The sequence below is a fragment of the Streptomyces sp. NPDC020884 genome (assembly GCF_044333935.1).
Classification (GTDB): domain Bacteria; phylum Actinomycetota; class Actinomycetes; order Streptomycetales; family Streptomycetaceae; genus Streptomyces.
This window is the reverse complement of record NZ_JBIRRY010000013.1, coordinates 98,593-125,422: the sequence shown is the minus strand read 5'-3', so window position 1 is coordinate 125,422 and position 26,830 is coordinate 98,593. Positions and strand designations below refer to the sequence as shown.

Annotated in this window: 27 protein-coding genes; 11 read left to right on the top strand and 16 right to left on the bottom strand. The window is 72.4% G+C overall.

All coding sequences use genetic code 11. The annotated features are described in order from the left end of the window. Positions 1-246: 246 nt before the first annotated feature. The 3 genes from ACH4UK_RS33595 (at position 247) to ACH4UK_RS33585 (ending at position 2,804) form a co-directional block, all read left to right on the top strand. Positions 247-1,383, top strand: a complete 1,137-nt coding sequence (locus ACH4UK_RS33595) for an ABC transporter ATP-binding protein (protein WP_398362528.1) — start codon at positions 247-249, stop codon at positions 1,381-1,383. Between the two features lie 227 nt (positions 1,384-1,610). Continuing rightward, on the top strand, positions 1,611-2,024 hold the full coding sequence (locus ACH4UK_RS33590) for a hypothetical protein (protein ID WP_398362526.1): 414 nt from the start codon (positions 1,611-1,613) through the stop codon (positions 2,022-2,024). Positions 2,025-2,087: 63 nt separating this feature from the next. Further along, positions 2,088-2,804, top strand: coding sequence for an NDP-sugar synthase (locus ACH4UK_RS33585; protein WP_398362524.1), 717 nt, complete (start codon positions 2,088-2,090; stop codon positions 2,802-2,804). Between the two features lie 93 nt (positions 2,805-2,897). On the opposite strand, the gene ACH4UK_RS33580 is transcribed toward ACH4UK_RS33585, so the two are convergent. The 11 genes from ACH4UK_RS33580 to ACH4UK_RS33530 form a co-directional block, all read right to left on the bottom strand. After that, positions 2,898-4,523 carry a DoxX family membrane protein gene (locus ACH4UK_RS33580; RefSeq protein ID WP_398362522.1) on the bottom strand — a complete coding sequence of 542 codons (1,626 nt, stop codon included), beginning with the start codon at positions 4,521-4,523 and terminating at the stop codon, positions 2,898-2,900. A 227-nt stretch (positions 4,524-4,750) separates the two neighbouring features. Continuing rightward, positions 4,751-5,707, bottom strand: coding sequence for a 23S rRNA (guanosine(2251)-2'-O)-methyltransferase RlmB (rlmB, locus tag ACH4UK_RS33575; RefSeq protein WP_398362520.1), 957 nt, complete (start codon positions 5,705-5,707; stop codon positions 4,751-4,753). Between the two features lie 100 nt (positions 5,708-5,807). Beyond that, positions 5,808-7,208: a cysteine--tRNA ligase gene (gene cysS / locus ACH4UK_RS33570; protein ID WP_398362518.1), complete on the bottom strand. Its 1,401-nt coding sequence runs from the start codon at positions 7,206-7,208 to the stop codon at positions 5,808-5,810. Positions 7,209-7,340: 132 nt separating this feature from the next. Continuing rightward, complete coding sequence (locus ACH4UK_RS33565) at positions 7,341-7,745, bottom strand: PPOX class F420-dependent oxidoreductase (RefSeq protein ID WP_398362517.1); 405 nt, start codon at positions 7,743-7,745, stop codon at positions 7,341-7,343. A gap of 44 nt (positions 7,746-7,789) precedes the next feature. Next, on the bottom strand, positions 7,790-9,007 hold the full coding sequence (locus tag ACH4UK_RS33560) for an MFS transporter (protein WP_398362727.1): 1,218 nt from the start codon (positions 9,005-9,007) through the stop codon (positions 7,790-7,792). A 118-nt stretch (positions 9,008-9,125) separates the two neighbouring features. Beyond that, the gene (locus ACH4UK_RS33555; protein ID WP_398362515.1) at positions 9,126-10,847 is read right to left on the bottom strand and encodes an ABC transporter permease subunit; all 1,722 of its coding nucleotides are present in this window, start codon (positions 10,845-10,847) and stop codon (positions 9,126-9,128) included. Positions 10,848-10,851: 4 nt separating this feature from the next. After that, positions 10,852-12,375 (bottom strand): ABC transporter substrate-binding protein, encoded by a 1,524-nt coding sequence (locus ACH4UK_RS33550; protein WP_398362513.1) that lies wholly within the window; start codon positions 12,373-12,375, stop codon positions 10,852-10,854. Between the two features lie 31 nt (positions 12,376-12,406). After that, complete coding sequence (locus ACH4UK_RS33545) at positions 12,407-13,027, bottom strand: GNAT family N-acetyltransferase (RefSeq protein ID WP_398362725.1); 621 nt, start codon at positions 13,025-13,027, stop codon at positions 12,407-12,409. Positions 13,028-13,132: 105 nt separating this feature from the next. After that, positions 13,133-13,651 (bottom strand): 2-C-methyl-D-erythritol 2,4-cyclodiphosphate synthase, encoded by a 519-nt coding sequence (gene ispF / locus ACH4UK_RS33540; protein WP_398362511.1) that lies wholly within the window; start codon positions 13,649-13,651, stop codon positions 13,133-13,135. Next, positions 13,641-14,408, bottom strand: a complete 768-nt coding sequence (ispD, locus tag ACH4UK_RS33535) for a 2-C-methyl-D-erythritol 4-phosphate cytidylyltransferase (RefSeq protein ID WP_398362509.1) — start codon at positions 14,406-14,408, stop codon at positions 13,641-13,643. Before ispD ends, ispF begins: the two co-directional genes overlap by 11 nt. Before the next feature lie 418 nt (positions 14,409-14,826). Further along, entirely contained in the window at positions 14,827-15,309 is a 483-nt protein-coding gene (locus ACH4UK_RS33530; protein ID WP_006380568.1) for a CarD family transcriptional regulator, read from the bottom strand. Positions 15,310-16,021: 712 nt separating this feature from the next. Here ACH4UK_RS33530 and ACH4UK_RS33525 point away from each other — a divergent pair. Continuing rightward, the gene (locus tag ACH4UK_RS33525) at positions 16,022-16,756 is read left to right on the top strand and encodes a DUF461 domain-containing protein (RefSeq protein ID WP_398362508.1); all 735 of its coding nucleotides are present in this window, start codon (positions 16,022-16,024) and stop codon (positions 16,754-16,756) included. Between the two features lie 101 nt (positions 16,757-16,857). On the opposite strand, the gene ACH4UK_RS33520 is transcribed toward ACH4UK_RS33525, so the two are convergent. Continuing rightward, complete coding sequence (locus tag ACH4UK_RS33520) at positions 16,858-17,538, bottom strand: response regulator transcription factor (protein ID WP_003968183.1); 681 nt, start codon at positions 17,536-17,538, stop codon at positions 16,858-16,860. Then, positions 17,535-18,797, bottom strand: coding sequence for a sensor histidine kinase (locus ACH4UK_RS33515; RefSeq protein WP_398362506.1), 1,263 nt, complete (start codon positions 18,795-18,797; stop codon positions 17,535-17,537). Before ACH4UK_RS33515 ends, ACH4UK_RS33520 begins: the two co-directional genes overlap by 4 nt. A gap of 197 nt (positions 18,798-18,994) precedes the next feature. On the opposite strand from ACH4UK_RS33515, the gene phoU reads away from it, so the two are divergent. Both phoU and ACH4UK_RS33505 read left to right on the top strand, forming a co-directional pair. After that, positions 18,995-19,672, top strand: coding sequence for a phosphate signaling complex protein PhoU (phoU, locus tag ACH4UK_RS33510; RefSeq protein ID WP_398362504.1), 678 nt, complete (start codon positions 18,995-18,997; stop codon positions 19,670-19,672). 172 nt (positions 19,673-19,844) lie between these two features. Further along, a complete protein-coding gene (locus tag ACH4UK_RS33505) occupies positions 19,845-19,994 on the top strand; it encodes a hypothetical protein (RefSeq protein ID WP_164494140.1) in 150 nt (49 codons plus the stop codon). Positions 19,995-20,175: 181 nt separating this feature from the next. On the opposite strand, the gene ACH4UK_RS33500 is transcribed toward ACH4UK_RS33505, so the two are convergent. Then, a complete protein-coding gene (locus ACH4UK_RS33500; RefSeq protein WP_398362502.1) occupies positions 20,176-21,504 on the bottom strand; it encodes an MDR family MFS transporter in 1,329 nt (442 codons plus the stop codon). Between the two features lie 207 nt (positions 21,505-21,711). On the opposite strand from ACH4UK_RS33500, the gene ACH4UK_RS33495 reads away from it, so the two are divergent. Further along, positions 21,712-22,473, top strand: coding sequence for a phosphoglyceromutase (locus ACH4UK_RS33495; protein WP_398362500.1), 762 nt, complete (start codon positions 21,712-21,714; stop codon positions 22,471-22,473). Between the two features lie 194 nt (positions 22,474-22,667). Here the strand turns inward: ACH4UK_RS33495 and ACH4UK_RS33490 are convergent, their stop codons facing one another. Then, positions 22,668-23,411, bottom strand: a complete 744-nt coding sequence (locus tag ACH4UK_RS33490; protein WP_398362498.1) for a class I SAM-dependent DNA methyltransferase — start codon at positions 23,409-23,411, stop codon at positions 22,668-22,670. Between the two features lie 165 nt (positions 23,412-23,576). On the opposite strand from ACH4UK_RS33490, the gene ACH4UK_RS33485 reads away from it, so the two are divergent. The 3 genes from ACH4UK_RS33485 to ACH4UK_RS33475 all read left to right on the top strand — a co-directional run bounded on the left by ACH4UK_RS33485 (position 23,577) and on the right by ACH4UK_RS33475 (position 24,719). Continuing rightward, on the top strand, positions 23,577-24,035 hold the full coding sequence (locus ACH4UK_RS33485) for a hypothetical protein (protein WP_398362497.1): 459 nt from the start codon (positions 23,577-23,579) through the stop codon (positions 24,033-24,035). Positions 24,036-24,231: 196 nt separating this feature from the next. Beyond that, complete coding sequence (locus ACH4UK_RS33480) at positions 24,232-24,480, top strand: hypothetical protein (protein ID WP_398362495.1); 249 nt, start codon at positions 24,232-24,234, stop codon at positions 24,478-24,480. Beyond that, complete coding sequence (locus ACH4UK_RS33475) at positions 24,477-24,719, top strand: hypothetical protein (protein ID WP_398362493.1); 243 nt, start codon at positions 24,477-24,479, stop codon at positions 24,717-24,719. The genes ACH4UK_RS33480 and ACH4UK_RS33475 overlap by 4 nt, the downstream gene beginning before the upstream one ends. Before the next feature lie 37 nt (positions 24,720-24,756). Here ACH4UK_RS33475 and ACH4UK_RS33470 read toward each other — a convergent pair whose 3' ends face one another. Further along, entirely contained in the window at positions 24,757-25,563 is an 807-nt protein-coding gene (locus ACH4UK_RS33470) for a hypothetical protein (RefSeq protein ID WP_398362491.1), read from the bottom strand. Positions 25,564-25,807: 244 nt separating this feature from the next. Here ACH4UK_RS33470 and ACH4UK_RS33465 point away from each other — a divergent pair, with 244 nt between their 5' ends. Further along, positions 25,808-26,827 carry a phosphotransferase family protein gene (locus tag ACH4UK_RS33465; protein ID WP_398362490.1) on the top strand — a complete coding sequence of 340 codons (1,020 nt, stop codon included), beginning with the start codon at positions 25,808-25,810 and terminating at the stop codon, positions 26,825-26,827. Positions 26,828-26,830 lie beyond the last annotated feature (3 nt).

Sequence of the window (26,830 nt, the reverse complement as noted above, 5' to 3'; positions counted from 1 at the left end):
TCGCCTTCAGGGCGGCGTCCGGTCGGCGGTGGACGTCGAAGCAGGAAGCTCCCCTCACACGGGGGCGGGCCAAAAGTGCATTGCTCTGGCATCTCCCACGTTCACGAGGCGATTTTCGTGACCCAGGAGGTACTGACAGACCACATGACCGCCAGGTAGCGTCACGGCAGGTTCGCGTCTGTGGACCAGACCACTCCCTACTCGGATCGTCCGGCACGTTCCTGCCGGTTGAGGAGAAGATTCAGCATGGCCAGTGTCACGTTCGACAAGGCGTCCCGCGTCTACCCCGGCTCCACGAAGCCGGCCGTGGACCAGCTCGAGATCGACATCGAGGACGGCGAGTTCCTCGTCCTCGTCGGTCCCTCCGGTTGTGGCAAGTCGACCTCCCTGCGCATGCTCGCGGGTCTCGAGGACGTCAACGGCGGTGCCATCCGCATCGGTGACCGCGATGTCACCCACCTGCCGCCGAAGGACCGGGACATCGCCATGGTGTTCCAGAACTACGCGCTCTACCCGCACATGTCCGTCGCGGACAACATGGGCTTCGCCCTGAAGATCGCCGGTATCAACAAGACCGAGATCCGGGCGAAGGTCGAAGAGGCCGCCAAGATGCTGGACCTCACCGACTACCTGGACCGCAAGCCGAAGGCGCTCTCCGGTGGTCAGCGTCAGCGTGTGGCGATGGGCCGGGCCATCGTGCGTGAGCCGCAGGTCTTCCTCATGGACGAGCCGCTGTCGAACCTCGACGCCAAGCTCCGTGTCTCCACCCGTACGCAGATCGCCTCGCTCCAGCGCCGGCTGGGCATCACCACCGTGTACGTCACCCACGACCAGGTCGAGGCCCTCACCATGGGCGACCGGGTCGCGGTGCTGAAGGACGGGCTGCTCCAGCAGGTCGACTCGCCGCGCAACATGTACGACCGCCCGGCGAACCTCTTCGTCGCCGGCTTCATCGGCTCCCCCGCGATGAACCTCATCGAGGTCCCGATCACCGACGGCGGCGTGAAGTTCGGCAACAGCGTCGTCCCGGTGTCCCGCGAGGCGCTCAGCGCCGCCGCGGACCGCGGTGACACCACCGTCACGGTCGGCATCCGCCCCGAGCACTTCGACATCGTCGAGCACGGTGGCGCCGCCGCGAAGTCGCTGACCAAGGACTCCTCGGACGCGCCGGCCGGTCTCGCCGTCTCCGTGAACGTCGTCGAGGAGCTCGGCGCCGACGGCTTCGTCTACGGTGGCGCGCAGGTCGGCGGCGAGCACAAGGACCTGGTCGTCCGCGTCGGCGGCCGTGCCGTCCCGGAGAAGGGCACCGAGCTGCACGTCGTGCCGCGCCCGGACGAGCTGCACGTCTTCGCGACCTCCACCGGCGAGCGTCTCACCAACTGACCCGCCGCCCGCTCTACGCCCGGCCCCGCACTCCCCGCAAGGGGGTGCGGGGCCGTTTGCGTGGTCCCGGCCGGTGGGGGTTTCGGTGCCGGGTGGCATCAAATACCCCGGCACACAGGGCATTTCGCCTCCGTTCGTCAACCTCGTATTCGAAAGGGCGCGTCGAACCATCCCCCGCGAGGGTGACGAATTGTCGCCAAGTCATCACTGGCCGCTACGCTCACTGCGTGACCCACACCGCGCGCCGCATCGGCCGATCCCTCGCTCTCGTCCTGCCCGTCGTCATGGTTCTGTCCGGGACCCTCGCGGTCACCAGCGTTCCGTGGGCGGCGACGGACAACGACTCCAAGCTGCTGGCCGCCTCCTCGGAGACCGTGTCCAAGCCCGCGAAGCCGCACGCCCCGCAGGACGTCCTGCGCGAGAAGCTGCTCGTGGAGCTTCAGGAGAAGGACCCGGGCAGCGCGCTCACGGGCCTCCAGCGCGCCGTCGAGCAGCGCCCGTCGCTCGCCCGCCACTGCATGTCGATCGCGAAGGCCCTCGGCAAGGCGGCCGTCGAGCAGTACGGCCCGACCCGTGCGCACCGCTTCTCCCGGCCCGTCTGCGACACCTCGTTCGCCTCCGGCGTCGCGCAGTTCAGCTGAGCCCCGGCGGCGGGCGCGCCGAGCGCCGCCTTCGGCCGGCGGGCACCGCATATCGTGCCTGCCATGCATACGTATCCGACGCAGGCCGTGATCCTTGCCGGTGGCCAGGGGTCACGGCTGCGGCCGTACACCGACGACCGCCCCAAGCCGATGGTCGAGATCCCCGGAACCGGGACTCCGATCATCGGCCATCAGCTGTCCTGGCTGGCTTCCGAGGGAGTCACCGACGCCGTGGTCTCCTGCGGGCATCTCGCCGAGGTTCTCCAGGAGTGGCTGGAGGCCGCCGTACTGCCGCTGCGGGTCACCACCGTCGTGGAGACCGAGCCGCTGGGGCGCGGCGGCGGGCTGAAGTACGCGGCCGGGCGGCTGCCCGACCCGGAGCAGCCCTGGTACGCCACCAACGGCGACATCTGGACGCGCTTCTCGCTGCGTGAGATGGCCGCCTTCCACGCGGAGCGCGACGCGACGGCCACGCTGGCCCTCGCCCGGCCGCGGATTCCCTGGGGCGCCGTGGAGACCGACGCGTTCGGGCACATCACCGACTTCATCGAGTCGCCGCCCTCGCCGTATCTGATCAACGCCGGGGTGTACGTGTTCTCGCCCGCGTTCACGAAGCTGCTGCCCGACCGGGGCGACCACGAGCGGACCACGTTCCCGCGGCTCGCGCGTGAGCGCCGGCTGGCCGGGTATCCGCTGCCGAACGGGGCGTACTGGCGGGCCATCGACACCGCGAAGGACCTGACCGAGGCGGCCCGCGAGCTCGGCTCCCCCGCCGGCTGACAGCGGCCCGCGCCCGTACGACAGCAATGAGAGGCGGCCCCCGCCCGGACGGAAATCCGAGTGGGGGCCGCTTCTCGTCGCTGTCGTACGGGGTCAGCCGAGCAGGCCGCCGATCGGGTTCCGGCCGCCGCCGGAGGTGGATCCCTCGCCGCCGGAGGAGGTCGAGCCGCCGGTGGGCGCCGGTTCGCCGCCGCCGCCGGAGGAGGCGTCGCCGCCGGTGGATCCGGACGAGGCCGGTCCGGCGCTGGTGGCGGCCGGGGGCTGCTGCGGGGTGGACTGCTGCGGGGGCGCCTGGCCCGTGCCCTGGGTCTGGCTGGGCTGGGTGTCCGAACCGGTGCTCTGGCCGCCGGATTCGCGGGGCGCGCCCGGGGTGGCCTGGCCGGGGGCGGGGGCGGTGGCCGCGCCGGAGCGGGTGGGCTCCGGCTGCCGCTGCTGGTCGGGCGTACGGGAGGACTGGCGCTCGCCGGTGGACTCCTGGGGCAGCGGCATGCCGGGGAGGCGGTTGGTGGGGTTGTCGTTGCGGCCGGGGACGGTGACGACCTCGGTGGAGCGGACCGCGCCGCCGAGGATGGAGCCGATGAGCAGGGTGAGGCCGACGACGACCGTGCCGACGACGGTGCCCCGGCGCAGGACCCGGCGGCGCAGGTCCCAGATCTCCGAGCGCGGGCCGAGCTTGCGCCAGGCTTCCCCGGCCAGTCGGCCGTCCACGGAGTAGACCGGCGCGCCCGCGATGATCAGCGGGCTCCAGGCGGCCAGCAGGATGATGTCGGGTGCGTCGTACACCGCGACCGTGCGCCAGCTCACCGTGACCAGCAGCGCGGCGGAGAGCAGCGCGCCGAACGCGGCGGCGACCCGCTGCCAGAGTCCGAGGACGGTGAGCACGCCGACCACCACCTGGAGGAAGGCGACGGTCAGTCCGGCGCCGACCGGGTGGGAGAGCGCGAAGTCGCGCAGCGGCTCGGCGGCGGCCCACGGGTGCAGGGAGGTCAGCCACTTCACCATCGAGCCGCGCTCGCCGCCGTCGAAGTAGACGGGGTCGCACAGCTTGCCCATGCCGGCGTAGATGGAGATGAAGCCGAGGAGCACCCGCATGGGGAGCAGGACGACGCCCAGGTTCATCCGGTGGCCGGGGTAATAGGCGTGCCGGACGGGGTCGTTGCCGTTCCGCCGGGCGCGGGAGTCGGCTGCTTCGTCGTAGTCGTCGTCGCCGGGGGCGCCGGGCCGGCCGAGGTCGTCGGCCGGATCGTCGTACGCGCCGACGGCCTGCCGCATGGGCGGCAGCAGCGGGCCGGTGCGTCCCGGCTGGTGAGGGGCGGTCAGTACGGGGTTGGGCTGCGTCTCCTCCAGGAGCGGGATGACCTGCGTCGCGCCCGCTTCGTGCCCGTGCCCGTCCCCGGAGACCCCGCCGGGTCCGGCGTCGAGGTGCCCGGCGGTGGAGTTGCGCACGGCCTGGAGGAGGCCCGTCGCGCCGGGGTCGCCAGGAGCGGATTTCCCGCTCCAGACGACCGGTGCCCGCCTGCGGCCTCCGGCGGCGCCGCTCATGGCGGGGATGCGGGCCGTTTCCGCGGGGGCACCGCGCAGCCGTGCGCGCTGGCCCGGGGCGAGCTGCACCCGGAAGCTGGCGTGGTTGACGATGACCTGCGCGGGGTCGCTGTCCACCTTGGTCATGCTCAGGGCGGGTTGCTCGTCGAACCGAGGCGTTCTGGTGTCCACACTCATCTAACCGAGTGATGTGTGTTTAGGACACTGCCTTGACCGCCCGGATCTGTCCGAGACCCGTCAAGATCCGGCCAAACTCGGGCATCCTGGAACTGTGTTCGGCGTTCGCGCGTCGACGCGCCCCGGGTCGTCCCCTCAACTCGCCCGGGGAGCAGACCCGTTCTCCCCGCGGGGAGCGGGTCCACCCCGGTGCGCGCACCGCCGGGACATCCCGGCGGGCGGCTCGGCTAACTACGGCGGCGCGCCACCTCGTACAGCACGATGCCCGCCGCGACACCGGCGTTGAGCGACTCCGCGCCGCCCGGCATCGAGATCCGCACCCGGTAGTCGCAGGTCTCGCCGACGAGACGGCCGAGGCCCTTGCCCTCGCTGCCGATGACGATGACGACCGGCCCGGCCAGCTGCTCCAGGTCCTCCACCGTGTGCTCGCCGTCGGCGGCCAGGCCGACGACCGTGAGGCCCGCCTTCTGGTAGCCCTCCAGCGCGCGGGTGAGGTTGGTGACCCGGGAGACGGGCGTGCGGGCCGCCGTGCCGGCCGAGGACTTCCAGGCGCCCGCGGTCATGCCGGCCGCGCGGCGCTCGGGGACGACCACGCCGTGACCGCCGAACGCGGAGACCGAGCGGACGATCGCGCCGAGGTTGCGCGGGTCGGTCACCCCGTCGAGGGCGACGATCAGCGGGTCCTCGTTGTTGTCGTACGCGGCGGCGGTGAGGTCCTCCGGGTGCGCGTACTCGTACGGCGGGACCTGGAGGACGAGGCCCTGGTGGTTCAGGCCGTTCGTCATCCGGTCCAGCTCGGGGCGCGGGGCCTCCATCAGGTTGATGTTGCCGCGCTCGCCGGCGAGCTTGAGGGCGTCGCGGACGCGCTCGTCGTTGTCGATGTACTGCTGGACGTACAGGGTGCTGGCGGGCACGCCGTCGCGCAGGGCCTCGTAGACCGGGTTGCGGCCGACGACCATCTCCGAGGTGCCCTTCACGCCGCCGCGCCGGGGCGCGGGGCGGCGGGCCGCGGCCTGCTTGGCCTGGGCGCCGGCGACCCGGTTCTTCTTGTGTCCCTTGCGGGCGGCGGCGGGCGGCGTGGGTCCCTTGCCTTCGAGACCACGGCGTCGCTGGCCACCGCTGCCGACCTGCATGCCCTTCTTGTTGGACGTGCGGCGGTTCCTGCGCTGGCTGTTCCCGGCCATGATCTCTACCTGTTTCGTTGCTTTCAGACGTACGTACGTATAAGGAAAGTGTGCCGCCCGGATCGCCGGGCGGCACAATCTCACTGCTCGGAGCGGGTGCTCAGCGCGGTCCCAGCGTCCACCGGGGGCCGGTGGGGCTGTCCTCGATGACGAGGCCGGACTGGTTGAGCTGGTCGCGGATGGCGTCGGCGGCGGCCCAGTCCTTGCGGGCGCGGGCCGACTGGCGCTGGTCGAGGACGAGGCGGACGAGGGTGTCGACGACGCCGTGCAGGTCCTCGCCCCGGTCGCCCTCGCCGGCCCAGTGCGGGTCGAGCGGGTCCAGGCCGAGGACGCCGAGCATGGCCCGGACCTCGGCGAGGCGGGCGGTGGCGGCTTCCTTGTCGTCGGCGGCGAGCGCGCTGTTGCCCTGGCGGACGGTGGTGTGGATGATCGCCAGCGCCTGCGGCACGCCCAGGTCCTCGTCCATCGCCTCGGCGAAGGCGGGCGGCACCTCGGCGGCGGGGGGAACGGTCTCCCCGGCCTTCTCGGTGACGCGCTGGACGAAGCCCTCGATCCGCGCGAACGCGGACTCGGCCTCGCGCAGGGCCTCCTCGCTGTACTCGATCATCGACCGGTAGTGCGGGGTGCCGAGGTAGTAGCGCAGGACGATCGGACGCCACTGCTTGACCATCTCGCTGACGAGGACGGAGTTGCCCAGCGACTTCGACATCTTCTCGCCGGACATGGTGACCCAGCCGTTGTGCACCCAGTACTTCGCGAACGCGTCGCCGTAGGCCTTGGCCTGGGCGATCTCGTTCTCGTGGTGCGGGAAGATCAGGTCGATGCCGCCGCCGTGGATGTCGAAGGCGGAGCCCAGGTACTTGTGGGCCATCGCGGAGCACTCCAGGTGCCAGCCGGGCCGGCCGCGGCCCCAGGGCGTCTCCCAGCTGGGCTCGCCCGGCTTCACGGCCTTCCACATGGCGAAGTCGCGCTGGTCGCGCTTGCCGGTCTCGCCCTCGCCGGAGGGCTGGCGCAGATCGTCCAGCTCCTGGTTGGAGAGCTCCAGATAGCTGGGCAGGGAGCGCACGTCGAAGTAGACGTTGCCGTCGGCCTCGTAGGCGTGACCGCGCTCGATCAGGCCGCGCATCATCTCGATCATCTCGGGGATGTGGCCGGTGGCGCGGGGCTCGTAGGTGGGCGGCAGGCAGCCGAGCACGTCGTAGCCGTTGTTGAACGCGCGCTCGTTCTCGTAGCCGATCGACCACCACGGGCGGCCCTGCTCGGCGGACTTCGCGATGATCTTGTCGTCGATGTCGGTGACGTTCCGGATGAACGTGACGTCGTAGCCGCGGTAGCTGAACCACCGGCGCATGATGTCGAAGTTCAGGCCCGAGCGGATGTGGCCGATATGCGGTGCTGCCTGGACAGTGGCGCCACAGAGGTAGATCGAGACACAGCCCGCTGCGAGCGGGACGAAGTCACGGATCTGCCGGGCGTTGGTGTCGTGCAGGCGAATAGTCACGCCTCAAGGGTAGTAGGCCCGCACCAGTGCCCCGCGACCCTTGGGGATCGCGGGGACAACTTTCTGGTACCGGGATGGCCCGAACCGGTCCGGAGAGCGTTTTCCGGGGTGTGCGAGCGGCCTTTCGGAGCCTCAGATGCTGCCGACGACCTTGCGCGGGGAGATGCGGACGACCACGCGGGGGTCGTCGGCGCCGGAGTTCGGGTTGAACTCCGCGTACGGCTTGCCGGTGTACTTCAGCGAGAGCTCGTCGATCAGCTCCTGACCGCCGTCCGTCGTGAGCGTCGCCTCGCCGCGGATCTCGGCGTAGCTGTACGGGGCGTCGAAGGGCTGGACGACCACGGTGACGCGCGGGTCGCGGCGGAGGTTCTTCTCCTTGCGGCGGCCGGCGGTGGTGGAGATCAGCACGTCGTCGCCGTCGCGCTTCACCCAGACCGGGGAGACCTGGGGGCTGCCGTCGGGCTGGATGGTGGCGATGTTGACGAACACGGGGGTGTCGAGCAGGTTCTTGAGCTCGGTGGAGAGTGCGGCGGTCATGCGTACGTCCTCCTGGTCCCTGCGGGGCGGTCGGTCCGATGCTTCTACCCCGTAACCGCGCGCGCCTCCGCTTCCTTCCCGCCGCGTCCCGCCGGAAGGGTGAACGCCAGCGCCGCCCCGGCCAGCGGGACCGCCGCGAGCGCCGCCCACCGGACGGGCGCGGGTGCGTCGAGGAGCGCCCCGGTCGCCGCGCTCCCGCCGAGGACCGCGAACCCCGACACGGAGGACAGGGCCCCGGTCGCCAGCCCGAGCCGGGCGTCCTCGACCAGGTCCGGCACCAGGCTCCGGGCGGCGGGGACCAGCAGCATCTGGCCCAGGGTGAGCAGGACGACGAGCGCCGCGCCGGGCAGCAGACCGCCGGGGCCGGCGGGTGCGAGCGGTACGGCGGCGAACCCGGCGGCGACGACCACGAGGCCGGTGACCAGGGCGGTGCGCGGGGCGATGCGGTGGGCGGACCAGCGGGTCAGCGGCAGCTGGGCGACGACGACCAGCAGCGAGGACAGCGCGAAGAGCCAGCCGAGGGCGGCCTCCGACCCGGTGGCCCGTTCCACCTCGAGGGGCAGCGCGAGGTAGAGCTGGTTGTACGCGACGAGGTAGCTGCTGTACGCGAGGCAGAGCAGCAGGAACGCCCGGTTGGCGAACACCGCCCGCCAGGACGATCGCCCCTGTTGGGCCGTACGGGTGACGGCGGCGCGGGTCCGGTCCGGTACGCGGTCGGCGCGCGGCATCAGCCGGGCGTGCCCGGCCAGGACGGCGGCGAAGACGAGGGCCCCGGCGAGGCAGGCGGCCCGGAAGCCGCCGCCGAGCAGCAGGAGCAGCGAGCCGAGCAGCGGTCCGAGGAACGCCCCGGCCTGCCCGGCGGCGGAGAACAGGGCGAGGACGTGGGCGCGCGGCGTGCCGGTGTCCCGTTCGTGCCGGACGGCCTCGCGGGCGGCCTCGGACTCGACGGCCGGGGAGAACAGCGCGGCGGCGAAGCCGATGAGGAGCACGGCGGCGATGACGGTGGCCGTGGATCCGGCGAGGGCGAGCCAGCCGAACCCGGCGATCCGCAGGGCGCAGCCCGCCAGCACGACGGGGCGCGGGCCGTACCGGTCGGTGAGCGCGCCGCCGACGACGAACAGGCCCTGCTGGCTGAAGGTGCGCAGTCCGAGGACGAGCCCGACGAGCCAGCCCGCCATGCCGAGCCCGCTGCCGAGGTGGGTGGCCAGGTAGGGCAGGACGGCGTAGAAGCCGGTGTTGAAGGCGAACTGGGTGGCGGTCAGGAGCCGGAGGTAGGGGGTGGGCGCGCTCGCGAGCCGGAGCCGGCGGCGCGCCTCGGCGGGGGCGCGCGGGGGCGAGGTCACGGGGCGCCCCCGGGTCCGCGTACCGGCGCGGGCGGGTTCACTTCAGGCCCGCCGGGGTGCGCCCGCGCACGGCGGCCGAGGTGAGGACGGCCAGCGCGCCGAGGGCGGCGAGGGCGACGGCGGGGGCGAGGACCGCCCACGGGGCGCGTTCCGCGTACGGCAGGTTCTCCGACAGCATCCGGCCCCACTCCGGCGCGGGTGCCTGTGTGCCGAGGCCGAGGAAGCCGAGGGAGGCGAGGGCGAGCGCGACGGCCGGGACCCGCAGGAGGGCGTGCCGGGCGACGGGCGGCAGGACTCCGGGCAGGACGTGGCGGCGCAGCAGATGGGCCCGGTCCGCGCCGAGGACGACGGCGGCGGCGAGGTGCGGGGCCGCCTTCTCCTGGGCGTACAGGGCTGCGGTGTGCGCGGCGAGCGGGGCCCAGGCGACGGCGGCGACGGCGGCAGCCGCGCCCCAGGGGCCCGGCCCGGCGATGCCCGCGACGACGAGACCGGCAAGGACGGCGGGGAGCGCGTTCGCGGTCTCGGTGAGCGCTCCGGCGCGTACGGCTCCGAGGACGAGGCCGAGGAGGAGGGTCACGGCTCCGACCGCGACGGCCGCCAGCGCGGTGCGGGCCGCGCCGTGGCCGAGGCGGGCGAGGACGTCGCGGCCGAGGTTGTCGGTGCCCAGCGGGTGCGCGGCGGACGGGCCCGCGAGGCGGGCGGCCGTCTCCACCTGGAGGGGGTCGCGCAGGAGGCCCGCGACGGTGACGGCGATCAGGAGGCCGCCGAGGACGAGGGCGGCGACGGTGAGCGCGCGGCGGCCGGGCAGCCGGGGCGCGACGAGGGCGGGCAGCGCGCGGTCGGTGAGCGCGGGGCCCAGCAGCACGCGGACGGCGAGGCGGGCGAGGAGCCCCGCGGCGACGCCGAGGAGCAGCAGGACCAGGACGGCCGCCTGGAGGACGGGCAGGTCCTGGGCGAGGGCGGCGGCCAGCGCCGTACCGCCGAGGCCGGGGATGGCGTACAGCGTCTCGACGGCGACCGCGCCGCCGGTCAGCCCGACCGCGACCAGGCCGAGCTGGGGCAGCAGGCCCGGCAGCGTACGGCGCAGGGCGTGGCGGGCGACGATCCGGCCCGGCATCCCGCTCGCGGCGGCGGCGCGGGCCCAGGGTTCGGCGAACGCGCCGGGCAGGGCGTCGTCCAGCAGCCGGCCGAGCAGGGCGCCCGCGGGGACGCCCATGGCGAGCGCGGGCAGCACCAGCTGGTCGGGCGCGCCCCAGCCGAGCGCCGGGAACCACCCGAGGCGCACGGCGAACACCGTGGCCAGCACGGTGGCGAGGAGGAACTCCGGCAGCGCGGCGAGCACCGCCGCGCCCGCGCCGGCGCGCACCCGGACGATCCGGCGCGCGGCCCCGCGCCGCAGGGTCGCCGCGCTCAGCGCGAGGGCGAGGAGGACGGCGACGGCGAGCGAGACGCCCATCAGGGTGAGGGAGTTGCCCAGCGCGGCGGTCACATCGGGTCCGACGGGCTGCCCGGAGACCCACGACTCCCCCAGGTCGCCCCGGAACAGCCCGCCGAACCAGCCGCCCAGGACGTGCAGCGGCCCGCCGTCGAGTCCGGTCCCGGCGCGGATCGCGTCGAGGGTCTCGGGCGTCGGGGCCCGGTCGGCGTACCGGGCGTGCAGGATCGTGCGGGCCGGGTCGGTCCGGGTCAGCCAGGGCAGCAGCCCGATCACCGCGACGACGGCGAGCAGCGCCCCGAGCCGTCCGGCGAGGTACTTCACGCGGTCACCCGACGCGGGTGTCGGCGGTGATGAGGGTGCGCTCCATCGGGTCGAGTGCGACGCCCCGGACGCGGGCGTCGTCGTACCCCTGCACGAAGCGCTCGTGGACGAGGGGGACGAGGGCGTCCGAGCCGAGGATCGCGGCCTCGGCGGTCATCTCGGCGCGGTGGCGGGCATCGGTGTCGGCGAGGGCGGCGGCCCGGTCGACGGCGGCGTCGACGGACTTCGCGCAGAGCTGGGTGATGTTGAAGCTGCCGTCGCAGGTGAAGTCGGAGGCGAGGTAGGAGACCGGGTCGGCGGTGTCCAGGAGGGTGTTGCGGGCCTGGATGAACGCGTCGTACTTCCCGGCCAGCGCGTCGGCCTCCATCTGCGCGTAGTCGCGGACGACCTGCTTGACGGTGAAGCCGCGTTTCTCCAGCTGCTGCTGGACGACGGTGGCGGCCTCGGGCAGTTCGGGCCGGTTGGTGTAGGTGGCGAGCACGATCTGCCGGGTCTTGGCGACCTCGGCCGGGGCGGCGGCCTTCGCCCGGCCGGTGGGGGCGGTGCGCAGGTCGGCGGCCCAGGGGACGCCGGGGCCGAGCAGCCCCTGGGCGGTGTCGGCGCGCCCTTCGTAGACGCCGTCGACGAGCGCCTGGGAGTCGATGGCCTCGCGGGCGGCGGCGCGCATCGCCGGGTCGGCGAAGACGCCGCGCCCGGTGTTGAGGGAGAGGCCGTTGGTGCGGGCGGACGGGAACGCGTGGACCAGGCCGTCGCCGAGCAGCGAGGCCTGCGAGATGGGCACGTACTCGGCGACGTCGACGTCCTTGGTCCGCAGCGCGTTGGCGCGGGCGGTGCCGTCGGCGACGAACCGCACGTCGACGCCGGGGGCCTTCGCCCGGTCGCCCCAGTAGGTGTCGTTGCGCTCCAGGGTGGCGCTGACCGCGCCGTTGACCTCGGCGAGGGTGAAGGGTCCGGTGGCGTGCCCGGCGGGGTCGACCTTCGCCCCCCGGTAGGCGGCGGCGGACAGCACGCTCAGCGAGGGGTTGGCCAGCCGCTGGGGCAGCAGCGGGTCGGCGTCCTTCGTCGTGATCCGTACGGTGTCCGCGCCCTCGGCCGTGGCGGTGAGCGTGGTGTCGGACAGCACCCGGGGCTTGGGGGACGCCTTCTGCGCTGCGGCCAGCGAGCGGGCCACGGCGGCGGCGTCGAGCGTCGTCCCGTCCTGGAAGACGGCGTCCCGGCGGACGGTGAACTCCCAGGCCCGGTCGCCTGCGCGCTTCCAGGAGGCGGCGAGCGCGGGCTCGGCCCGACCGTTGCGGTCGAGCCGGGTCAGCCCTTCGACGACGGCGAGCCGGCTCAGGATGACCGCGTCGTCCCCGTACGGGGACATGGCCTGGGCGGGCGGGAAGGCCAGGGCGACCTTCAGCCGCTGGTCCCCGCCGGATCCGCCGGAGCCCGCGGACGAGGTGCAGGCGGTGGCGGCGGGCACGAGGAGCGCGGCGGCGGCGAGGGGCAGCGCGGCGCGGCGGAGGTGGGGGCGCGAGGGGGGCATGGCGGCGACCTTATATGAAAACGATTGTCATCTAACCGGCGGGGGTGGTCCGGACGGTACCGCCGGAAACCGGGGCGGCTCCGGGCATCGGCAGTTCGAAGTGGACGATCCCCTGCCCGCCCCCGGGCAGCGCCCGCTCGTCGCACACCTCGCGGGCCAGCGAACGCCAGAAGGGCTCGGCGCCCGGCACGGCGGGGTCGGTGTGCAGATACAGCGCCCGGTAGCCGCCGGCCCGTACCGCGAACTCCCCCAGCTCGCGTACCAGGCGGCGGGCCAGCCCGTGCCTGCGGTGCTCGGGGCGCACATAGATCCGGCAGAGCTGGGCGGTGGACCCGGAGGGGAACCGGTCGGCGACCCACTGCGGATTGGGCGGGGCCTGAGGGCCCCGGTCGCGCACGGCCCCGGTGGCGACGATCTCGCCGCGGTGCTCGACGACGAGCAGGGTGCAGCGCTCCGGGCGCAGATAGGCGGCCTCGGAATCGATGATGTCGGCGTGCCAGCGGGGTACGTAACCGGACTTCAGGTCGCGGTAGACGGTGTCGAGCATCACGGCCCGCGCACCGCCGAGGTCCTCGGCGGTGGCGGTGCGCAGGACATACCCGGCGTCTCCGTGGCCTCCGTCGGCGGCCCGGTCGGCCACTGTCCCCGCCATCGCCGTGGTCGCGCTGGTCACCGGTACCACTCCCGCCTCGTGCCGCCCATCGCTTGCATGGTCAGCGTACGTGCAAGCGATGTGCAGCAGGCCGGGCCCCGGGCGTCAGGCGGTCCGGTAGACCAGGGCGGTCGCGATACCGGCGATGCCCTCGCCGCGGCCGGTGAAGCCGAGCCCGTCGGAGGTCGCGGCGGAGAGCGAGACCGGGGCGCCCACCGCGGCGGACAGCACCTGCTGCGCCTCCTCGCGGCGCTTGCCGATCTTCGGGCGGAGGCCGACGACCTGGACGGCGACATTCCCGATCCCGAAGCCCTCGGCGCGGACGATCCGGGCGGCTTCGGTGAGCAGCGTGATGCCCGCGGCCCCGGACCACTCGGGCCGGCCGGTGCCGAAGTGCCGGCCGAGGTCGCCGAGTCCGGCGGCGGAGAAGAGCGCGTTGCAGGCGGCGTGCGCGACGACGTCGGCGTCCGAGTGGCCGGCCAGACCGGGGCCCTCGCCCTCCCACTTCAGGCCCGCGCACCACAGCTCGCGGCCCTCCTCGAAGGCGTGGATGTCGGTGCCGATGCCGACGAGCGGGATGACGGGGGCCGCGGGAGTCCCCGCGGCGGGCTGCTCAGAAACCATCGTGGGCCCTCCTGCGGGCGAGTACCGCTTCGGCCAGCACCAGATCGAGCGGCCGGGTCACCTTGAACGCCTCTTCGTGGCCGGGGACGACGACCACCGGGGCGCCGAGCCGCTCCACCATGCCCGCGTCGTCCGTGGCGCCCTCGCCGTCGACCGCGACCTCGGTGTGCGCCCGCACCAGCGTGTCCCGGTCGAAGCCCTGCGGCGTCTGCACCGCGCGGAGCCTGGCCCGTACGGGAGTGGCGAGCACCGGCTCCGGCTCGCCGGGCGTCCGGGCGGGCTCGACCTCCTTGACGGTGTCCGCGAGGGGCAGCGCGGGAACGACGGCGGGCGCTCCGTCCCGTACCGCGGCGGCGACCGCGTCGACCGTGTCTACCGGCACCAGGGGGCGGGCGGCGTCGTGGACCAGGACGACGGAGACGTCCTCGGGCAGTGCCTCGAGGCCCAGGCGCACGGATTCCTGGCGGGTCTCACCGCCCGGCACCACGAGGTAGTCGGTGCGCTCGGGCAGCGGGTGCTCGTCGAGGAGGTGCTTCACCTCGGGCGCGCCGTCCGGCGGGGCGACGACCACGACGAGGGAGACGGCACGGGAAGCGGCCATGGCGCGAATGGCGTGGATCAGCATGGGCGTCCCGCCGAGCACCCGCAGGGCCTTGGGCGCGCCCGGCCCGAGCCGCACGCCCCGCCCGGCGGCGGGGATCACCGCGGCGGTACGGGGCGGGCGCGGCCGGTCGGTCGGGGATGGCGTCGATGACATCGGTTGCACTCCGAAGGTCCGAGAAGTCCGAAGGGTCCGAGAGTCCCGGGGCCCCAGGGGTCAGAGGGGGAAGGTCCGAAGGTTCGGCAGGTTTGTTTCCACGACCGACATGGGTAGGGGCCCAGCGAGCCGGGCGTGACGCCCTGACTCGCACCGGGCCCCTTCCGTGACACCCGGTCGAGCACAGGTCGGAGCGGGCGCTCACGCAGCACCGGGGGCCGCCTGATCACCGGCGGCCGCCGCATACGCGGATCACACCGCGGGCACGGGGGTTACCGGCAGTCGGGCATCGGACGCGGATTCGGGTCCGAACATGCCGGAGCGCCCGACGACACAGCGTGAAAACGACTGGTCAGCGGGCACCGCGGCACATTCATGGACCGGTGTGATCCGGTGGTACGACCGGTGTGATCCGGTTTCAGGACGCGAGGACCTCGTCGAGCAGAGCCTCGGCCTTGTCCTCGTTCGTGTTCTCCGCGAGAGCGAGCTCGCTCACCAGGATCTGGCGGGCCTTGGCGAGCATGCGCTTCTCTCCGGCGGAGAGACCGCGCTCGCGCTCCCGACGCCACAGGTCACGTACGACTTCCGCGACCTTGATGACATCGCCGGAGGCGAGCTTTTCGAGATTTGCCTTGTAACGCCGGGACCAGTTCGTCGGCTCTTCGGCATACGGTGCACGCAGCACCTCGAAGACCCGGTCCAGTCCCTCCTGACCGACTACGTCGCGCACGCCCACGAACTCCGCATTGTCCGCCGGCACACGAACCGTCAAGTCGCCCTGGGCGACCTTGAGCACCAAGTAGGTCTTGTCCACGCCTTTGATCTGGCGAGTTTCGATAGCCTCGATCAGCGCGGCCCCGTGATGGGGATAGACCACGGTGTCGCCAACCTTGAACGTCATGTGACAGGTACCCCTTCCGTGGCTATCCAGAGTAACACGAGAATCGCATCTCCTGAATGGCGTTTTCGCAGGTCAGGGCATATCTCGGGGCTTGACAACAGCAACACGGACGTGCTGCGGAAGGCATCCGGAAGACGGTATTCGCAGGTCGGAGCCACTGTGCGCCCGGAGCGAAACATCCACGTCACACGAGCCGGAAGCCCTACAGAAGAGGGCGAAAGTCCCGTTTTGTCGGCTTCGAGGGGGCCATCATTCCACACCCCGTTCGGTGATCGCTCACCCGTACGGACGTAACTTCCCGGCCGCAATGAATTTGATCAAGCCACGCACCGTGCGGCCCCTTTCCCCTCCGAACGCGGCGCGAACACGAAGCGGGAACACGAAGGGCGAAGAAGCCGCGCGGCGGGGAATGGCGAAGAAGGCACGGCACGGGCGGAAGAATTGATCACGCGGATTATGTGAACGGCACATGACGTACCGGCCGGTAGAACACCGCTCGTACCCCTTGGCTGGCTTGCCGGGAGAGCCGTCCCGCTCCCCTCGGCGCCCCCGGGCGAGAGGCGTACGCACCCTTGGGGCGGGTCGGGTGCGGGGCGGGCGCGGCGGCTCGGTAGCCTAAGGCCGCTGACACACCCTTAGGGCGGCTTCCACCGCCGTTCGACGCTCGACGTCCGAAGCCCGCAGTCCGATCGTTCAAGGAGATGCCGCCGCCGTGAGCCGCAGCCTTCGACACGGCGCTCTCGCCGCCACCGCCACCGCGTTCTCGATCGTCTCCCTGTCCGCCTGCGCCGCCGGCAACAACGCGGAGACGCTCAAGGTCAGGCCGGACAACGCGGCCACCTCGGTGGGCAGCATCAAGATCCAGAACGTGAACGTGCTCACGCAGCCCGAGGGCGGCGCGGACGGCCCCGCCGTCGTCGCCGCGACGCTGTTCAACGACGGCACCGAGCGCGAGGTGCTGGAGGCGGTCACGCTGCCCGGCAGCGACGTCGAGGTGACGCTCCAGGCCGCCGAGGGCAAGGGCCCCATCGTGGTCCCGGCCGGCGGCAAGGTCGTCATCGGCGGCAAGGGCAACGCCGCCGCCGTGATCGAGAACAGCGGCGAGGCCGCGCGCGCCGGCGACGTCCAGCAGGTCGTCTTCAAGCTCAGCCGGACCGGCGACGTCGGCCTCGGCGCCAGCGTCTTCCCGGCGGAGGGCTTCTTCAAGGACTTCGGCCCCAGCCCGAAGGCGGAGGCGCCCGCGCCGAAGCCGAGCCCGACGCCGTCGGGCACCGCGTCCGGCAACGCGGAGACCCCCGGCACGCCCGAGGGCGAGACCGGTGCGGCGAACGGCGCGGGCACCGAGGGCGCCCAGGGCGAGACCGGTGCGCAGGGCGAGACCGGGGCCCAGGGCGACGCGGGCACGCAGGGCGCGGGCGACGCCGCCTCGCAGCCCGCGGCCCGCTGACCCGGCGGCCCCCAGCCCCGTAACACAGGCTCGTACGCCGAAGGGCGCCTCCCGGCCGGGAGGCGCCCTTCGGCGTACCGCGCAAGCCCGCGTCCTTCGGTTTACGGCTCGAACTTGTACCCCAGGCCCCGCACGGTGACGAGATAGCGCGGCGCACCCGGGTCGGGCTCGATCTTGGCGCGCAGGCGCTTCACATGGACGTCGAGGGTCTTGGTGTCGCCGACGTAGTCCGCGCCCCAGACCCGGTCGATGAGCTGCATCCGGGTCAGCACGCGGCCCGCGTTGCGCAGGAGCATCTCCAGCAGGTCGAACTCCTTGAGCGGGAGGTCGACCTTGCCGCCGGAGACGGTGACCACGTGCCGGTCCACGTCCATCCGGACCGGGCCCGCCTCCAGGGCGGCCGGGGTGACCTCCTCCGGCTCACCCCGGCGGCGCAGGACCGCGCGGATGCGGGCGACGAGCTCACGGGAGGAGAAGGGCTTGGTGACGTAGTCGTCGGCTCCTATTTCCAGCCCGACGACCTTGTCGATCTCGCTGTCCTTGGCGGTGACCATGATCACCGGGACGTTGGAGCGGCTGCGGAGCTGGCGGCACACCTCGGTGCCGGGCAGACCGGGCAGCATCAGGTCGAGCAGGACCAGGTCGGCGCCGTTGCGCTCGAACTCGTCCAGCCCGTCGGGGCCGGTCGCCGCGATGGCGACCTCGAAACCTTCCTTGCGCAGCATGTAGGACAGGGCGTCGCTGAAGGATTCCTCATCCTCGACGACAAGCACTCGGGTCACGGTCGAGCCTCCGGGGCAGGGAAGGGGTCAAAGGTGTCGGTCTCGTACGGCCCCTCGTCGTCGCCGTTGACGATAAGCGGTCCGCCGGTGGTGCGCTCCCTCGTGGCGCCCGATTCGGGCAACCGGAGGGTGAAGGTGGAGCCCTGTCCCTCGGAGCTCCAGACGGTGACCTCCCCGCCGTGCGAGGCGGCCACGTGTTTGACGATGGCGAGGCCGAGACCGGTGCCACCGGTGGCCCGTGAGCGGGCCGGGTCGACGCGATAGAACCGCTCGAATACCCGTTCGCGGTCCTTCTCGGAGATGCCGATCCCCTGGTCGGTGACGGCTATCTCGATGAGGTCCCCGCCGGGCGAGGCGATGCGGCGTGCCGCGATGCCGACGCGGGTGTGGGCGGGGCTGTAGTTGACGGCGTTCTCGACGAGATTGCCGAGCGCGCCGACGAGCTGGCCGCGGTTGCCCCAGACGGTGAGGCCCTCGGCTCCCGCGGAGGCCATGGTGATCTGCTTCGAGCCGGCCTGCTGGCGGCAGCGGTCGATCGCCTCGGCGACCAGCGTCTCCACCTTGACCGGCTCGGCGTCCTCCAGCGGGTCGTCGTTCTGCACCCGGGAGAGGTCGATGAGCTCCTGGACGAGGTTGGTCAGCCGGGTCGCCTCGATCTGCATCCGCCCGGCGAACCGCTCCACCGCCTCCGGGTCCTCGGAGGCGTCCATGACCGCCTCGGAGAGCAGCGAGAGCGCTCCGGTCGGCGTCTTGAGCTCATGGCTGACGTTGGCGACGAAATCGCGCCGTACCGCTTCTATCCGGCGGGCCTCGGTGAGGTCCTCGACGAGCAGCAGCACCAGCCGCGAGCCCAGCGGGGCGACCCGGGCGGAGACGGCGAGGGTGTCCCCCCGGCCCGTACCGCGCCGGGGCAGGTCCAGCTCTCCCTGGCGTATCTCCCCGTCCCGCCGGGTGTCCCTGGCCATGTTGAGCATGGGCTCGACGGCCAGCCGGCCACCCCTGACCAGGCCCAGGGCGTACGCCGCGGAGCTGGCCTTCACCACGCCGTCGCTCTCGTCGAGGACGACGGCGGAGGAGCTGAGAACGGAGAGGACGGTGTCCACTCCGGGGGGAAGGGCGGCGTTGCCGTCCGGCCGGAGCGACGTACGGGTGGGTCGTTTCAGGTCGCGCTCGCTCCAGCGGAACGCCAGCATGGCGATCACACCGGTGCACAGCCCGGCGATCGCTGCAGCTGCGGCGACCGCCGCGTTCACGTCCATGCTTCAAGGTTATGCGGGTGCGACGACTCCCTCCCAGCCGTCCGAGTGCCATCTCGAACACTCGTCGCCCAGAGTTCACCGAGGGGATGGGGCCGGTTCACTTAGGGGGTTGGATCCGGACGCGTTGCGGCCGCACCGTGGGAGCGTGGGGGTCGGTCCGAGACCCCGGCCTCAGTTGGAACTGGAGAGGGACTTCCATGCGCGACGCTTACCACGAGGAACTCGATTCGATCGGAGAAGGCCTGGTCGAGATGGCCCGGCTGGTGGGCTCGGCGATCGGACGGGCGACCACGTCCATGCTCGACGCCGACCTGACGCTGGCGGAGAACGTGATCGCCGGAGACCAGAAGGTCGACGACCTCCAGCACGACCTGGAGGCCCGCGCCATCGCGCTCCTGGCCCGCCAGCAGCCGGTGGCGACCGATCTGCGCATCGTCGTGACCTCGCTGCGGATGAGCGCCGACCTGGAGCGCTCGGGCGACCTCGCCCAGCACGTGGCGAAGCTGGCCCGGCTGCGCTTCCCGCAGACGGCGGTCCCGCACGACCTGCACGCCACCATTCTGGAGATGGGCCAGCTCGCCCAGCGCCTGATGGCCAAGGCGGCCGAGGTCATCATCACCAAGGACGTCGATCTGGCACTCCAGCTGGAGCAGGACGACGACGAGATGGACCTGCTGCACCGCACGCTCTTCCAGCACCTGATGGACGACCGCTGGAAGCACGGCATCGAGACCGCCGTCGACGTGACGCTGCTGGGCCGCTACTACGAGCGCTTCGCCGACCACGCGGTGTCGGTCGCCAAGCGCGTGGTCTACCTGGTGACGGGCGAGCACGCGGACGAGATCCAGGCGGCGGCCCCGGTCGAGGGCGCGTGACGGCCGCTCCGGTGCGGCGACGTCGCACCGGAGCGTCACCGGCGTACGCGAGTCGCACATACGTTCCTGCGCGCGTGCGCCGTTGATGCGCCCGCCGGGATGGGCATGCAATGGGATGGCGGCGGTGCACCCTGCCGACCGCCGCCCCAGCCGTACGCCCTGAGGAGGGACCATGGCCGATTCCCCCATGACCGAACCCCAGCAGGAGACCCCGACCGAAGTGGTGCACCTGACCGTGCTCGGCGCCTGCGGCTGCGGCTCGGGCTGCGGGTGCGGCTGCCAGTCCGGTGCCCCGTGCCAGTGCGGCGGCTGCTCCGGCTGACCCGCGCCGCGCACGAAACGGACGGTGCCCGCCCGGCTTCTCACCCGGACCGGGCACCGCCCGCACTACGTCTCCCGCTCGGACCGCCCGCTCGCCCCCTCACTCGGACCGCCCGCTCGCCCCCCTCGCTCACCCCCCTCGCTCAGCCCACTCACTCAGACCGCCTGCTCAGACCGCGAGCTCAGACCGCGCGCTCGACAGCTGCCGCCGGCTCGGCGGTGGGCTCGGCCTGGTCCGGCCGGGCCACGGCCGGTACGGGCGCGGGCTCGGGCAGGAGGTCCACCGCGGCGGGCTCATCGCGCGGCAGGTTGCGCATCAGCAGCCAGTAGCCGAGGGCGGCGGCCGTGCCGAGCACCGCGCAGGTGCCCCAGAGCCAGGCCGCGCCGTAGTGGTCGATCACGAAGCCGGACATCAGCGGCGCGACGAGCGCGGCCACCGACCAGGACATCGTGTACATCCCCTGGTAGCGGCCCCGGCCCTGAGCCGGCGACAGCTGCACGACCAGGCCCGTCTGGGTGGGCGCGTTCACGATCTCGGCGAGGGTCCAGACACACACGGTCAGTGCGTACACGCCGACCGACCCGGCGAAGGCCGTCAGCCCGAAGCCGTATCCGGCGAGGACCGAAGAGATGATCAGGAGGCGGCGCGGGTCGCGGTGCTCGATGAAGCGGGTGACGGGGATCTGGAGAACCACGATCAGCACGCCGTTGACGGCGATGGCGGTACCGAAGTCGGAGCTGGAGAGCCCGTCCTCCACCATCGCCACCGGCAGTCCCACGTGCCCCTGCTGGAAGATCAGCGACACCAGGAACGACAACCCCACGACCCCCATGAAGCGCCCGTCGCGCAGGACGGTGGAGAGCCGCACCTCGTCCTTGACGCGGCGGCCGCCGACGGTCTTGGCGGGCTCCCGCTCGGGGCGCGACTCGGGCACCTTCACGAAGACGACCACGGCGCACACGAGCGTCATCAGGGCCTCGCCGACGAAGCCGGCGAGGTAGCTGTACTCGGCGATGAACCCGGCCGCGGCGGACGAGACCGCGAACCCGAGGTTGATGGCCCAGTAGTTCAGCGAGAAGGCCCGGACCCGGTCCTTCGGGGGCACGATGTCGGCCATCATCGCCTGGACGGCGGGGCGCGAGGCGTTGCTCGCCATGCCGACGAGGAAGGCCACGCCCGCGATGGCGAACGGGTGCTCCATGAACCCGAGCACCGCCACGGACACGGCCGTGGAGGTCTGCGCGATCAGCATGGTGGGCCGCCGCCCGAGCCGGTCGGTCATCACACCGGCGCCGAGCGAGGAGACGACCCCGCCGAGCCCGTGGAGGGCGACGACGAGACCGGCGTACGAGGCCGAGTAGCCGCGCTCCAGCGTCAGGTACAGGGCCATGAAGGTGGCGACGAAGGCCCCGAGGCGGTTGACCAGCGTGCTGAGCCACAGCCACCAGAACTGCCGGGGCAGCCCGGAGACGCTCTCGCGGGCGGCTGTCCTGAGACCGGCGAATGACATGCGGTTCCCCCCACGGGACGTACGGAACGAGTACGTCGGGTAATAGTCCCGACGACCTTCCGAACGTTACGAAGACAGGATCCTCGCACGCCACCGGATTGACGCCCGCCGTCAATCGTCCCGCGGCCGAACGCTTCCTCACCGGGGGGCTGTCCGCGGTGCGGGCGGGCGCGCGGAGGCCGCACGGGTTCGATTACGCTCGGGCTCATGGCCGACGCACCGTACAAGCTGATCCTCCTCCGCCACGGCGAGAGCGAATGGAACGCGAAGAACCTGTTCACCGGCTGGGTGGACGTCAACCTCACCGAAAAGGGCGAGAAGGAAGCAGTCCGCGGCGGTGAGCTGCTCAAGGACGCCGGCTTGCTCCCCGACGTCCTGCACACCTCCCTCCAGCGCCGCGCGATCCGCACCGCGCAGCTGGCCCTGGAGTCCGCCGACCGCCTCTGGATCCCGGTCCGCCGCTCCTGGCGCCTGAACGAGCGCCACTACGGTGCGCTCCAGGGCAAGGACAAGGCCCAGACACTCGCCGAGTTCGGCGAGGAGCAGTTCATGCTGTGGCGCCGCTCGTACGACACCCCGCCGCCGCCGCTGGACCGCGACGCCGAGTACTCCCAGTTCGAGGACCCGCGCTACGCGACCCTCCCCCCGGAGCTGCGCCCGGACACGGAGTGCCTGAAGGACGTCGTCGTCCGCATGCTCCCGTACTGGTTCGACAACATCGTCCCGGACCTCCTCACGGGCCGCACGGTCCTGGTCGCCGCCCACGGCAACAGCCTCCGCGGCCTGGTCAAGCACCTGGACGGCATCTCGGACGAGGAGATCTCGGGCCTCAACATCCCGACCGGCATCCCGCTCTCCTACGAGCTGGACGCCGACTTCAAGCCGCTGAAGCCGGGGGGCACGTACCTCGACCCGGACGCGGCGAAGGCGGCCATCGAGGCCGTGAAGAACCAGGGCAAGAAGAAGTAAGCAACCAGCTGTAAGCCCCCCACCTGCAATTTTCTTCGCACGGTGGGGGGCTTTCCCGCGCCGGCGGACCGTGGACGCACGGGACAGTCATGTTCTGGCCGTACTTGGCCGGCGCCTTGGCGTTCTCCCCGGCGTCCAGCAGCACCGACGCGGAGAAATGCCGCATGGCGTGCCTGCCGTTCCGCGCTGGAGCCTCAGGCCGCCGGCTTGCGCCAGACCGAGATGTGCCGGCCGGAGTCCTCGGTGAAGGGCACCCCGTCCCAGTCCCCGACGCGGCGTTCCGGTTCCAGACCGGCGATGCGGGCCATCAGGTCGAGCTCCGCCGGCCAGGCGTACCGGTGTCGGGAAGCGCCCCGGCGGTAGCGGCCGTCCTCGCCGTCGCGGGTGAAGTGGTGCGAGACGAGGATCTGCTCGACCAGGTCGAAGGTGTCGAAGCCGAGATGCCGCTCGGATACGTCGAACGGCACCGCGACCTGGCCCGGCGGCAGAAACCGCAGCGGCGGCACGCAGAGCTCGATGACGAACCGGCCGCCGGGCGCGAGATGGCGGGCCGCGTTGCGGAAGCACTCGACCTGCTCGTCCTGGGTGAGCAGGTTCGAGATGGTGTTGTAGACGAGGTAGACGAGGGTGAACTCGCCGGGGACGACGGTGGTCGCCATGTCCCCGATGACCACCGGGAGGGTCTCCTCGTCGACCTTGCGCCGGAGCACCGCCGCCATGGGCTCGGACAGTTCGATGCCCACCACCGGCACGCCCCGCGCCCGGAGCGGCACACCCACGCGCCCGGTCCCGATGGCGAACTCCAGGGCCCGGCCGTCTCCGGCGAGCTCGGCGAGGAAGGCGAGGGTCGGTTCGAGGGCGGCGGCCGAGGAGTTCTCGGCCTCCTCGGCGTCGTAGCGGTCGGCGGTCGCACGGGTCCACAGTTCGCTGCTCGTCACGGGCGACCACTCTGCCGGGCCACCGGGGGCTCTGTCGACGTGATTGATGGCGGGTCGACGAGGACTGCGGCTCCCCCTTGACCCCGGCGAGTGCCGGGCTGCGCCGCCGGAGCCGGATGATGCGGCGGGGAGGCGTTGTCAGTGCCCCCTGCCACCATGGTCATCATGGCGACCTACCTGCTCACCGACATCGAACAGGCTCTCCGCGACAGTTGGAGCGCCGAGACCTCCACCCCGGAGTTCCGGGACCGCTGGACTCCGGACAATCCGGCGCGGGACCAGTGCGGGGTGACCGCCATGGTGGTCAACGATCTGCTCGGCGGGGAGCTGATCCGGGGTGAGGTGCATGTCGACGGGGTGCGCGTCGACTTCCACTGGTGGAACCGCCTGGGCATGGGCGTGGAAATCGATCTGACGCGGGAGCAGTTCGGGCCCGAGGAGGTCGTCGTCGGCGGTGACGTCATAGTCCGGCCGCCCGTCAGCGAGTGGCGGCGGCTTCAGGAGGAGTACGCGATCCTGCGCGACCGGGTCGCGGCGAGGCTCGGGCGGGACCCGCTGGCGGTCCGTGCGGCGGAGTCGGCGGCGGCGGAGGCGGCTGCTGCCGCGTCGGGCAGCGCGGGCTGAGCCGGGGCATACCCGCAGCCGGCCCGGTCCCGTACCCCGGTCGGCAGTCCCCAGCCCGGTCCCGTACCCCGATCCGTAGCCCGGTCCGTGCCTGATCCGTGACCCCGTCGGACAGGCCGAAATACCCCTCGTACGCACTACGGTGGGCCCAAGCCGTCCGTCTGCTTCCAGGGCAAGGAGATCGAGGAGAGCGATCATGGGTGAGTCTCTGAGGACCTTCGTCGGCGGTGCCGAGGTCGAGGTGCCCAACAGCATCCCGGACATCCGGGCCGCGCTGCCCGAGGAGAGACGCGAGGAGTTCGACCTCGCGATCAACGACGCCGGGGTGCACGAGATTCAGGCCGTCATGCGGCACTGGATGCTGGAGGCCGTCCCCGATCCCGAGGCCGAGAAGATCCTGGACCGGCTGGCGCAGGACGAGGCCGAGAGGCGGAGCGTCGCTTGAGCTTCCGCATCTCCTACGCACCGCCCGCCGATGACACCCTGGCCAAGATGCGCGGCGGCGAGTCCTTCCGGGACGAGATGGCCCGCACCCTCGGCGAGGAGCCGTACGGCCATGCCTCCTCCGCCGTCAAGAGCGAAGGGGACCGGCGTGAGGCGACCGTCTACGGGGCCATCGTCCTCTACTACGTCTCCCGGTCCGTCCTGACCGTCACCGTCGTCCGGCTCGTGCCCCTGCCCTGATCCACGATCCACCAGGACAGAGGCCCGCGTCCGTACCTCAGCCGAGCTTCTTGTCCTGGGCCGCCACGACCTCCGCCGGCACCTCGAACTTCACGTCGCCGCCCGCAGCCGCCAGGTTGAAGGCGAAGAACGTCGCCACGGCGCTTTCCTTGCGCAGCGCCACCAGCTTGAACGGGGCCTGGTCGCCGTCGTCGTCGGAGGTGACCGTCCAGGCCGCGGACTCGTCGCCGCCGGTGACCTTCTCCTCGGTGACCGAGGCGACCTTCGTCGGCGTACCGGCGACCGTGGCCGTGAAGCCGCCCGCGCAGTCCGCCGCGGCCTTCTTCAGCGCGGCGAACGCGTCCAGGCCCGCCGTCCCCTCGTACGAGTTGAGCGCGACGAACGTGGACGTCAGGTCGAAGGCGTCCTTGAACCCGTCCCCGGCCTCGCCGTCCGCCAGGTCCTCCAGCGACTTCTTGCCGCCGGCCTTCGGCTCGTCGATCACCTTGCGCTTCGTGGTGGCCACCGAACCCTTCTGCGCCACGCCGTACATGGCGTGGGCGACCGGCAGGCAGGCCTCCTTGTCGACGGTGACGCCGCCGGCCGGGACCTCGTCGTCCGGACCGGCCTCGGTGACCTTGCGGCCCTTCACATCGCCCTGGGCGAGCGTGGCCTTCTCCAGTTCGGCGGCGGTGAGCGCCTCGGCGGGGGCCTTCGGGGCCGAGCTGCTCCCGCCCGCGGAGCCCTTGTCGTCCTTCCCGTCCTTGGCGTCGGTGTCCGACGAGCCGCCGCAGGCGGTGGCCAGCAGGACGAGAGCGGCCGCGGAGGCGGCGAGGGCGGTACGGCGTACGGCAGTGGCGCGCATGGTTCTTCTCTCCGGTTCGGGGAGCAACCGCCCCTCCCCCGTGCGGCACTTCGAAGCCGTCTGGGACGGACCGTCGCAGTGACCCACACTTTACGATCGAACCTGTGATCGATGATCGGTCCAGCGGCACCCGCCCGTGATCGTGATTCTGCTGTGATCACCCGGTGAACCCGCTGTGGAGCACCGCCGTTCAGCCCGCCGCACACCCCTCGTGCAACCCGGCCGTCGAAAGGGCGTCAACAGCGTGTCCGACCAGGTCCCCGCCGCACCTCCCGCCCGCCTTCTCCGCGTGCTCGACGCCCTCGGGGTCGGCGAACGCGACATCGCCTCGCGCACCACCCCCACCGACGGCACGTACAACACCGTCACCCGCGTCACGCTCACCGACGGCCGCGACTGGGTGGTCAAGACGCCCCCGCCGCACACCGCCGCCCTGCGGTACGAACGCGACCTGCTCGTCAACGAGGTCGCGTTCTACGCCGCCGCCGCGGGGGCCGGCGGGCCCGCGATCCCCCGTGTCGTCCGCAGCGAACCGGATCCGGCCTCGCCGACCGGTGCGTACTTGGTCATGACCGCCCGACCCGGCCGCCCCTGGCACGAGCTGAGCAGCGCGCCGGACGCCGGCGACGCGTCTCGGCTGCGTGCCGAACTCGGGGAAATCGTCGGCCGGTTGCATGCCGTGACCCAGGCCGCCGGGTCCGGTTTCGGCTATCCCGCCGAGCCGTTCGGGCCGCTCGCCCCCACGTGGCGCGGCGCGTTCACGGCGATGACCGAGGCCGTGCTCGCCGACGCCGAGACCTTCCGCGCCCGGCTGCCGTACCCCGTAGGCCGCATCCGTACGATCCTGGCGGGCGCGGCCCCCGTCCTGGACGAGGTCGCCCGGCCCGCCCTCGTCCACTTCGACCTCTGGCCGGGCAACCTGCTGGTCACCGGGGAGCCCGGAACGCGCACCATCGGCGGGGTCATCGACGGGGAGCGGATGTTCTGGGGCGACCCGGTGGCCGACTTCGTCTCGCTCGCACTCTTCGGGGACATCGAGCAGGACCGGGACTTCCTTGCCGGATACGCGCGGTCCAGCGGCGCGGAGGTGGAGTTCACGGACGCGTCACGGACCCGGCTCGCGCTCTACCGGAGTTACCTCTACCTCATCATGCTCGTCGAGACCGTGCCGCGCGCCGTCGGGTCCGAAGCCGCCGACTCCACGTGGGAGTTGGTCGCGCCCCACCTCGTCGAGGCGCTGGACGCGGTCCGTCGCGGCGGCTGACCG

Excerpts from the sequence above, each read along its gene's own strand:
- ACH4UK_RS33505 (WP_164494140.1), top strand. The coding sequence starts at position 19,845 with ATGGCCGATTCCCCCATGACCGAACCCCAGCAGGAGACCCCGACCGAA.
- ACH4UK_RS33515 (WP_398362506.1), bottom strand. The coding sequence starts at position 18,797 with ATGGACGTGAACGCGGCGGTCGCCGCAGCTGCAGCGATCGCCGGGCTG.
- ACH4UK_RS33550 (WP_398362513.1), bottom strand. The coding sequence starts at position 12,375 with ATGCCCCCCTCGCGCCCCCACCTCCGCCGCGCCGCGCTGCCCCTCGCC.
- ispF (WP_398362511.1), bottom strand. The coding sequence starts at position 13,651 with ATGGTTTCTGAGCAGCCCGCCGCGGGGACTCCCGCGGCCCCCGTCATC.
- ACH4UK_RS33565 (WP_398362517.1), bottom strand. The coding sequence starts at position 7,745 with ATGACCGCCGCACTCTCCACCGAGCTCAAGAACCTGCTCGACACCCCC.
- ispD (WP_398362509.1), bottom strand. The coding sequence starts at position 14,408 with ATGTCATCGACGCCATCCCCGACCGACCGGCCGCGCCCGCCCCGTACC.
- rlmB (WP_398362520.1), bottom strand. The coding sequence starts at position 5,707 with ATGGCCGGGAACAGCCAGCGCAGGAACCGCCGCACGTCCAACAAGAAG.
- ACH4UK_RS33585 (WP_398362524.1), top strand. The coding sequence starts at position 2,088 with ATGCATACGTATCCGACGCAGGCCGTGATCCTTGCCGGTGGCCAGGGG.
- ACH4UK_RS33485 (WP_398362497.1), top strand. The coding sequence starts at position 23,577 with ATGGCGACCTACCTGCTCACCGACATCGAACAGGCTCTCCGCGACAGT.
- ACH4UK_RS33545 (WP_398362725.1), bottom strand. The coding sequence starts at position 13,027 with ATGGCGGGGACAGTGGCCGACCGGGCCGCCGACGGAGGCCACGGAGAC.
- ACH4UK_RS33480 (WP_398362495.1), top strand. The coding sequence starts at position 24,232 with ATGGGTGAGTCTCTGAGGACCTTCGTCGGCGGTGCCGAGGTCGAGGTG.
- ACH4UK_RS33470 (WP_398362491.1), bottom strand. The coding sequence starts at position 25,563 with ATGCGCGCCACTGCCGTACGCCGTACCGCCCTCGCCGCCTCCGCGGCC.
- ACH4UK_RS33595 (WP_398362528.1), top strand. The coding sequence starts at position 247 with ATGGCCAGTGTCACGTTCGACAAGGCGTCCCGCGTCTACCCCGGCTCC.
- phoU (WP_398362504.1), top strand. The coding sequence starts at position 18,995 with ATGCGCGACGCTTACCACGAGGAACTCGATTCGATCGGAGAAGGCCTG.
- ACH4UK_RS33500 (WP_398362502.1), bottom strand. The coding sequence starts at position 21,504 with ATGTCATTCGCCGGTCTCAGGACAGCCGCCCGCGAGAGCGTCTCCGGG.
- ACH4UK_RS33580 (WP_398362522.1), bottom strand. The coding sequence starts at position 4,523 with ATGAGTGTGGACACCAGAACGCCTCGGTTCGACGAGCAACCCGCCCTG.
- ACH4UK_RS33495 (WP_398362500.1), top strand. The coding sequence starts at position 21,712 with ATGGCCGACGCACCGTACAAGCTGATCCTCCTCCGCCACGGCGAGAGC.
- ACH4UK_RS33530 (WP_006380568.1), bottom strand. The coding sequence starts at position 15,309 with ATGACGTTCAAGGTTGGCGACACCGTGGTCTATCCCCATCACGGGGCC.